An 8,730-nucleotide genomic window follows, 5' to 3' on the forward strand; every position below is an offset into this window, starting at 1 on the left:
ACAATCGAGAGGACAGGAGTCCCGTCCCATTTAGTTTTAGTTAGTTAAGCGCTTTATCATTCGGTGCTTTGAACAGGGCTTTCATCTCGTCAGACAACTCGAAATTCATGTTCAGGTTTTTCGGTGGGATCGGATTTTTAAACCACTTATCAAACCACTTTTCCGCTTCGCCGGAGGTTTGCGCCTGGGCGATGGTATCGTCCATCAGCTTTTTAAACTCAGGGTCGTTTTTACGCAGCATACAGCCGTAGGCTTCCTGGGACTGCGGTTTACCGACAATCTCCCAGTTATCCGGTTTTTTGGCTTTGGCGCGCTCGCCGGCCAGCAGCGCGTCATCCATCATAAAGGCGACGGCGCGACCGCTTTCCAGGGTACGGAACGAGTCACCGTGGTCTTTCGCGCTAATAATACGCATATCCATCTTTTGCTCTTCGTTAAGCTTATGCAGCAGAATTTCAGAGGTCGTCCCGGAGGTGACGACGACCGCTTTGCCTTTCAGATCCGGGAAATCTTTAATATCGCCGCCTTTTTTAGTCAGCAGTCGCGTCCCGACGACGAAAATCGTATCGGAGAAGGCGGCCTGTTTCTGGCGCTCAAGATTGTTAGTCGTTGAACCACATTCAAAATCGAAGGTTCCGTTTTGCAACAGCGGAATACGGTTTTGCGAGGTGATCGGAATCAGCTTCACCTGCAGATCGGGCTTGTTAAGTTTCTTTTTTACCGCTTCCACAATGGCGTTGGAGTAGTCCTGGGAATAGCCGACCACTTTCTGCTGGTTGTCGTAATAAGAAAAGGGCACAGAAGATTCGCGATGCCCGACGACGATCACGCCATTTTTAGCGATCTTGTCCAGGGTGCTACCAGCGGCAGGCGCGCCATCTTCTGCGTGCGCAAGGCCCGCAGACAGTCCCATGACCAGCATTGCTGTGGTTAGCTTACGTAATTGCATATCCAACTCCTTTATCATCTGCGCCGTCGACGCATTGATAGCTATTGTGATGTTGTTATTGCCTGCAACTTGCGCGTGCAGTGTTATGTGTGTTTGTTAACATTTAGTGTGGCTTGTTGTAAATATTTTGCTGCGATATTGTTTATTTTTGCGAAGTGCGCCGCACCGTTCAGAGGCAAAAATCGCAGTTTGCACAATAATGGTGCTACCGATGCTGTGTTGTGGTGCAACCTGGTTGCGCCGGTAGGGAGTGTGCAGCCTCTTGATTATATTAAGCAATTGGCGTGCCAGAATGAGATTTTGGTGGCGGTGAGAGGTTGTAGGCCTGATAAGCGTAGCGCCATCAGGCACGGTGCGATACAACTGCCGGATGGCGGCGTACCGCCTTATCCGGCCTACATTGGATAGTGCAATGTTTTATTTGCGGCGTTGACGCAGGCTCATTACCAGCGCGCCAAAGCCGAACAGTACGGTAATCAACCACACCGTCCAGTCGCCGGTTCGTGCGTACGGCGTCAGGCCGGTGGTCGGCGTGACTTTGGTAGTCAGTACCTGGCGTGTGAACTGCGGGATCATCGCCTGAATTTCGCCCTGCGGGCCAATCACCGCCGTAATACCGTTATTAGTACTGCGCAGTAACGGACGCGCCAGCTCCAGCGAACGCATCCGCGCCATCTGGAAATGTTGCCACGGGCCAATGGACTTACCAAACCAGGCGTCGTTAGAAATCGTCAGCAGATAGTCGGTGTCCGGGCGGAAGTTATCCCGCACCTGTTCGCCAAGAATAATTTCATAACAGATTGCCGCCGTCAGCTTATAGTCGTGCGCATGTAACTGCGGCTGGATATAAGGGCCGCGGCTAAAGGAGGACATGGGCAGATCGAAGAACGGCGCCAGCGGACGCAGGATAGACTCCAGCGGAACGAACTCGCCAAAGGGTACAAGGTGATTTTTATTGTAGCGATTGGGCGAATCATAACTGTATGGATTATCTTTGCCCAACGTAATAATCGTATTGTAGGTGTCGTATCGATTCTGTTTATTGAGACGTGCATCGACAATACCGGTGATCAGCGTGCTATTTTTTTCGCGTAACATCTCGTCCAGCGAACGAAGGAAAGGCTGCTGATTGATTTCAAGATCCGGAATCGCCGATTCAGGCCAGATAATAATCTGTGATTTGCCTAACTCTGGGCGGGTTTCGTTGAGATAAATTTTTAGCGTATTCAGTAGCTGGTTTTCGTCCCACTTCAGCGATTGTGGGATATCGCCCTGCACCAGCGATACCTGGGTCGCTTTGGCCGGTTCCAGCGTAAACCACTGGATATAACGTAGTGGAAAGGGCAAAGCAAACAGAATCACGGCGACAGCCAGCGGACGCCAGTTCCGCGTCGCCAGTGCCAGCGCTAACAGGCCGCTGACCATCATCAGCAGGAAGTTGATCGCTTCGACGCCCATTACCGGCGCCAGGCCTTTTAGCGGGCCGTCGACCTGACTATAGCCAAATTGCAGCCAGGGGAAGCCGGTCAGCACCCAGCCGCGTAAAAATTCGGTGATTTGCCATATTGCAGGCGCGGCGATAGCGACGCGCAGCCAGTTGGTTTTTGGCCACAGGCGCGACAAAATCCCGGCAAACAGTCCGGTATACAGCGAGAGATAAGCTGCAAGCAGCACCACCAGAAAAACGTTAACCGGGCCCGGCATGCCGCCAAACTGCGCGATACTGACATAAACCCAGTTAATCCCGCTACCGAAAAGTCCGAGTCCCCAGCAATAGCCGATGGCGGCAGACTGGAGCGGGCGGCGATTGAACGTTAAGGCCTGCAGCCCGATAAGCGACACTATCGCTGCGGGCCAGACGTCATACGGAGAGAAAGCCAGTGTTCCGCAGGCGCCGAATAATAACGCCAGCAGCAGGCGAATACGCTGGCGTTCAATTAACGAGGCAAATGCCATTTTTAGTCCACTATTGCTGTTATTCGTCCAGTTTTGGCTGGGGCGAGTCATCCGGGATCCTGACATGCACCTGAATAATACGACGACTATCGGCCATCGCCACTTTGAACTGGTAACCATCAATGTCAATGGTTTCGCCGCGGGCCGGTAAATGGCCGAACGCCTGCATCACCAGCCCGCCGATGGTATCGACCTCTTCATCGCTGAAGTGGGTGCCGAAAGCGTCATTGAAGTCTTCAATCGACGCCAGCGCGCGAATCGTCCAGGTATGGCGGCTAAGCTGACGGAAGTCGATATCGTCTTCTTCGTCATACTCATCTTCAATTTCACCGACAATCAGTTCGAGGATGTCTTCGATAGTCACAAGGCCGGAAACGCCGCCAAACTCATCAATCACGATCGCCATATGGTAGCGCTGGGAGCGGAATTCCTTGAGCATACGGTCAACCCGTTTGCTTTCCGGTACGACAACCGCGGGGCGTAACACTTTGTCCATGCTGAAGGCTTCGGCATCGCTGCGCATAAACGGCAGCAAATCTTTGGCCATCAGAATCCCTTCAATGTGATCTTTATCTTCGCTGATCACCGGAAAACGCGAGTGGGCGGACTCGATGATAACATCGAGACATTCGTCCAGCGTCTGGTTGCGTTTCAGGGTAATCATCTGGGAGCGCGGGATCATAATATCGCGAACGCGCTGGTCGGCGATGTCCATTACGCCTTCGAGCATATCGCGCGTATCTTCATCGATAAGCTCGTTCTGCCCGGAATCACGGATCAGCGCCAGCAACTCATCACGGTTTTTAGGTTCACCGTGGAAAAGCTGGCTGAGTAGCAGGGAAAAAAATCCCTTTTTACTGTTTACTGTGTCACTACTGTGTGAATTGTCGTCGCTCATGGCGTCGTATGGGTTCTCATGTTAGTTAATACAAAGCTCGTCATGCGCATACTCAGCTGTGACGGCATGTTTTGCCTGATGGCGCTACGCTTATCAGGGCTACAAAAGGCATGAATGTAGGCCGGATAAGGCGCAAGCGCCGCCATCCGGCAAGCTACTATTCTGCAATCTTCTCGGCAATGTACGGATCCTCATAGCCCATAGCAAGCATAATCTCCGTTTCGAGAGACTCCATCTCTTCCGCTTCGTCATCGTCGATATGATCGTAACCCAGCAAATGCAGGCTACCGTGCACGACCATGTGCGCCCAGTGCGCCTCCAGCGGCTTGCTCTGTTCCTGCGCTTCCTGCTCCACGACCTGACGGCAAATAATCAGATCGCCCAGTAGCGGCATTTCAATGCCGGGGGGCGCTTCAAACGGGAAGGAGAGAACATTAGTGGGTTTATCTTTCCCGCGGTACGTTAAATTAAGGTCGTGGCTTTCGGCCTCATCCACCAGACGGATTGTGACTTCCGCCTCTTCCTGAAACTGCGGAATAACGCCGTCCAGCCAGCGTTGAAACTGAGCTTCATCCGGCAGGCCCGCGTGGTTTTCACAGGCCAACTGTAAATCGAGGATCACCTGGCTCATTTCTGTTCCTGCTCCTGGGCTTCACGCTTACGCTCCGCCGCCAACGCCGCTTTGCGTTTTTGTTCGGCCTCTTCCCAGGCTTCATAGGCGTTAACAATGCGGGCAACGACCGGATGGCGCACCACGTCTTCGCTGTGGAAGAAGTTAAAGCTGATTTCATCGACTTCCGCCAGCACTTCAATGGCATGACGCAAGCCGGATTTGGTGTTGCGTGGCAGGTCAATCTGCGTCACGTCACCGGTGATCACCGCTTTCGAGTTAAAGCCGATACGCGTCAGGAACATCTTCATCTGTTCGATAGTGGTGTTCTGGCTTTCATCCAGAATGATAAAGGCGTCGTTTAATGTGCGTCCGCGCATATAGGCCAGCGGCGCGACTTCAATCACATTGCGCTCAATCAGCTTCTCGACTTTTTCAAAGCCGAGCATTTCGAACAGCGCGTCATACAGCGGACGCAGGTACGGGTCCACTTTCTGACTTAAATCGCCTGGCAGGAAGCCCAGTTTTTCGCCCGCTTCCACCGCCGGACGGGTCAGCAGAATACGGCGAATCTCCTGGCGCTCCAGGGCGTCTACCGCAGCGGCGACCGCAAGATAAGTTTTACCGGTACCCGCCGGGCCGACGCCAAAGGTAATATCGTGATCGAGAATATTGGCGATGTACTGCGCCTGGTTCGGGGTACGCGGTTTAATCACGCCGCGCTTAGTTTTGATATTAATCGCTTTGCCATAGTCAGGCACGCTTTCCGCGCTCTGTTCCAGCACCCGCGCTTCTTTGATCGCCAGATGAATTTGTTCCGGTTCGATATCCTGAGTCTGGCCGCGCATCGGTGCGGTATCGACATACAGACTTCGCAAAATATCTGTCGCCGCGGTCACGCAAATCGGACGACCGGTCAGTTTAAAGTGATTGTCACGGCGGTTGATTTCAATACCGAGACGACGTTCGAGCTGTTTAATATTGTCATCAAACGGCCCGCAAAGGCTCAACAGACGGGCGTTGTCTGCGGGCTCAAGGGTAATTTCGCGAGTGTCTATATTCAAACTGTTCCTCTTGTGTCTGTATCGCCGGACGCTGAACATTTACCGGCATCTAAGGAAATTATTCACGCCATAGGGAAAAGGCGCAAGCATTGCAATGAAGATGGGGATGAAGAGAGAAAATTGCAAGGCCCGTCGGGCGACAGGCCATGACCAGGAAGCCCGACAGGCGTAGCGCCATCGGGCATTATTGCCTTTCCTGCAGGATTAAGGCTGGTAGAATCCTACGCCCAGCTCATTTTCTTTACGGGTACGGGCAATGACGGACTCCGGCGTTTCGGCGACGCGCAGACCCATTTCATCTTCGGTACGCACCACTTTTCCGCGCAGGGAGTTCGGATAGACGTCAGTAATTTCCACATCGACAAACTTACCAATCATCTCCGGCGTGCCTTCAAAGTTCACCACCCGATTGTTTTCGGTACGGCCAGACAGTTCCATAATGTTTTTACGTGACGTGCCTTCCACCAGAATGCGCGGTGTCGTGCCGAGCATACGGCGGCTCCATGCCATCGCCTGCTGATTGATACGCTCTTGCAGAATATACAGACGCTGCTTTTTCTCTTCTTCCGGTACGTCATCAACCATATCGGCAGCCGGCGTTCCCGGACGCGCAGAGAAGATAAAGCTGTAGCTCATATCAAAGTTGACGTCGGCGATAAGCTTCATGGTTTTTTCGAAATCATCGGTAGTTTCGCCAGGGAAACCGACGATAAAGTCAGAGCTTATCTGAATGTCCGGCCGCGCCGCGCGCAGTTTACGGATGATTGCTTTATATTCCAGCGCAGTGTGGGTACGCCCCATCAGATTCAACACGCGATCGGAACCGCTCTGTACCGGCAGATGCAGGAAACTGACCAGTTCCGGCGTATCGCGGTACACCTCGATAATATCGTCGGTGAACTCAATCGGATGGCTGGTGGTAAAGCGAATACGGTCAATGCCGTCGATGGCGGCAACCAGACGCAGCAGATCGGCAAAGGTGCCGGTGGTGCCGTCGTAGTTTTCTCCGCGCCAGGCGTTAACGTTCTGGCCCAGCAGGTTGACCTCACGCACGCCCTGCGCCGCTAACTGGGCGATTTCGAACAGGATATCGTCTGAGGGACGGCTAACTTCTTCACCGCGGGTATACGGCACCACGCAGTAAGTACAATATTTATTGCAGCCTTCCATGATAGAAACGAAAGCGGTCGGGCCTTCTGCGCGCGGCTCCGGCAAACGATCGAACTTCTCGATTTCCGGGAAGCTGATATCGACCACCGGGCTGCGGTCGCCACGCACGGAGTTAATCATCTCCGGCAGGCGGTGTAAGGTTTGCGGGCCAAAAATAATGTCGACGTAATGGGCGCGTTGACGAATGTGCTCGCCTTCCTGGGAAGCCACGCAGCCGCCGACGCCGATAATCAGATCGGGATTTTTCTCTTTTAACAGTCTCCAGCGACCTAATTGATGGAAGACTTTTTCCTGAGCCTTCTCGCGGATTGAGCAGGTATTCAACAGCAGCACATCCGCCTCTTCCGCCACGTCGGTCAGTTGATAGCCGTGGGTGGCGTCCAGCAGATCGGCCATCTTCGATGAATCGTACTCGTTCATCTGACAGCCCCAGGTTTTAATATGGAGTTTTTTAGTCATCGACTTGCTCTTGCGAAATAGTGGCTGAAAAGCAGGGCGCATAGTGTAATGCTTTGGCGCGGTTGTGACCAGTATGACTGACGTCAGCCCTAATGGGTAAAAAATCCTGTAAACTTGTCTAAAACGTAACAGGATGAATGACCATGACAAATCAACCAACGGAAATTGCCATTGTCGGCGGGGGAATGGTCGGCGGCGCGCTGGCGCTGGGTCTGGCGCAGCAAGGGTTTACGGTGATGGTAATAGAACATGCCGCGCCTGCGCCGTTTGTGGCTGACAGCCAGCCTGACGTGCGGATTTCGGCCATTAGCGCGGCATCCGTGGCGCTGCTCAAGGGGCTGGGCGTTTGGGAGGCGGTGCAGGGGATGCGTAGCCATCCTTATCGGCGACTGGAGACCTGGGAGTGGGAAAACGCCCATGTGGTGTTCGACGCCGCTGAACTCAAGCTGCCGCTGTTAGGCTATATGGTAGAGAACAACGTCCTGCAACAGGCGCTGTGGCAGGCGCTGGAAGCGCACCCCGGCGTGACGCTGCGCGTTCCGGCTTCACTGGCGGCATTGCACCGCCGCCGCGATGGTTATGCGCTGGAACTGGCCGACGGCGAATGGGTAACGCCGAAGTTAGTGATTGGCGCCGACGGCGCGAATTCGCAGGTTCGGCAAATGGCGGGAATTGGCATTCATGCCTGGCAATATGCGCAGTCGTGTATGCTTATCACCGTCAAGTGTGAAAATGCGCCAGGCGACAGCACCTGGCAGCAGTTTACGCCAACGGGGCCGCGCGCCTTTTTGCCGCTGTTCGACGATTGGGCGTCGCTGGTGTGGTATGACGCTCCGGCACGTATTCGCCAGCTACAGAGTTTATCGATGACGCAATTGCAGGTGGAAATTAATCAGCACTTTCCGGCGCGTCTGGGGGCGGTGATGCCTGTCGCGGCGGGCGCGTTTCCGCTAACCCGTCGTCACGCGTTGCAGTATGTACAACCGGGGCTGGCCCTGGTAGGCGACGCGGCGCATACCATTCATCCGCTGGCCGGGCAGGGCGTCAACCTGGGGTATCGGGATGTTGATGCGTTGATTGATGTGCTGGCGAGTGCCCGTAGCTATGGCGAGTCCTGGGCCAGCCATTCGGTGTTGAAACGCTATCAGACGCGGCGCATGGCAGATAATTTTATGATGCAAAGTGGAATGGATCTGTTTTATGCCGGGTTCAGCAATGAATTGCCGCCGCTGCGTATTTTACGCAATATGGGGCTGATGGCGGCGCAGCGCGCAGGCGTGCTAAAACGTCAGGCGCTGAAGTATGCGTTGGGGTTGTAGTTTGTGTTATGCCGGGTGGCGGCAATACCTTACCCGGCCTGTATTCGCCCGTAGGCCTGATAAGCGTAGCGCCATCAGGCAGTCCGAATTACCAGAAAAGCAAAAAGCTCGCCGAAGCGAGCTTTTTAAAAGTGGCTGGGGTACGAGGATTCGAACCTCGGAATGCCGGAATCAGAATCCGGTGCCTTACCGCTTGGCGATACCCCAATTGTCGTACTTCTTGCGCTCATTAGCAGAGCGTCTTTAAAACTGGCTGGGGTACGAGGATTCGAACCTCGGAATGCCGGAATCAGAATCCGGTGCCT

Annotated in this window: 7 protein-coding genes and 1 tRNA gene; 1 reads left to right on the forward strand and 7 read right to left on the reverse strand. The window is 53.9% G+C overall.

What is annotated here, in order from left to right; all coding sequences use genetic code 11:
* Window positions 1–40: 40 nt before the first annotated feature.
* The 6 genes from ACLD4K_RS15830 to miaB all read right to left on the reverse strand — a co-directional run bounded on the left by ACLD4K_RS15830 (window position 41) and on the right by miaB (window position 7,106).
* Entirely contained in the window at window positions 41–949 is a 909-nt protein-coding gene (locus ACLD4K_RS15830) for an amino acid ABC transporter substrate-binding protein (RefSeq protein ID WP_183058756.1), read from the reverse strand.
* Window positions 950–1,366: 417 nt separating this feature from the next.
* Window positions 1,367–2,905 (reverse strand): apolipoprotein N-acyltransferase, encoded by a 1,539-nt coding sequence (gene lnt, locus ACLD4K_RS15835; RefSeq protein WP_024798320.1) that lies wholly within the window; start codon window positions 2,903–2,905, stop codon window positions 1,367–1,369.
* A gap of 19 nt (window positions 2,906–2,924) precedes the next feature.
* Entirely contained in the window at window positions 2,925–3,803 is an 879-nt protein-coding gene (gene corC, locus ACLD4K_RS15840) for a CNNM family magnesium/cobalt transport protein CorC (protein WP_001278612.1), read from the reverse strand.
* A 157-nt stretch (window positions 3,804–3,960) separates the two neighbouring features.
* A complete protein-coding gene (ybeY, locus tag ACLD4K_RS15845) occupies window positions 3,961–4,434 on the reverse strand; it encodes an rRNA maturation RNase YbeY (RefSeq protein WP_000084477.1) in 474 nt (157 codons plus the stop codon).
* Window positions 4,431–5,477: a PhoH family protein gene (locus ACLD4K_RS15850; RefSeq protein ID WP_001018045.1), complete on the reverse strand. Its 1,047-nt coding sequence runs from the start codon at window positions 5,475–5,477 to the stop codon at window positions 4,431–4,433. The genes ybeY and ACLD4K_RS15850 overlap by 4 nt, the downstream gene beginning before the upstream one ends.
* A 204-nt stretch (window positions 5,478–5,681) precedes the next feature.
* Complete coding sequence (miaB, locus tag ACLD4K_RS15855) at window positions 5,682–7,106, reverse strand: tRNA (N6-isopentenyl adenosine(37)-C2)-methylthiotransferase MiaB (RefSeq protein ID WP_411012132.1); 1,425 nt, start codon at window positions 7,104–7,106, stop codon at window positions 5,682–5,684.
* 143 nt (window positions 7,107–7,249) lie between these two features.
* Between miaB and ubiF the strand changes: the two genes are divergently transcribed.
* Entirely contained in the window at window positions 7,250–8,425 is a 1,176-nt protein-coding gene (ubiF, locus tag ACLD4K_RS15860; RefSeq protein WP_023227402.1) for a 3-demethoxyubiquinol 3-hydroxylase, read from the forward strand.
* Window positions 8,426–8,557: 132 nt separating this feature from the next.
* Here ubiF and ACLD4K_RS15865 read toward each other — a convergent pair.
* Window positions 8,558–8,632, reverse strand: a tRNA-Gln gene (locus ACLD4K_RS15865).
* Window positions 8,633–8,730: the final 98 nt, after the last annotated feature.

Origin of the sequence: Salmonella sp. 741265055_HSA (assembly GCF_046569525.1) — a bacterium.
Taxonomy (GTDB): Bacteria; Pseudomonadota; Gammaproteobacteria; order Enterobacterales; family Enterobacteriaceae; genus Salmonella; species Salmonella enterica.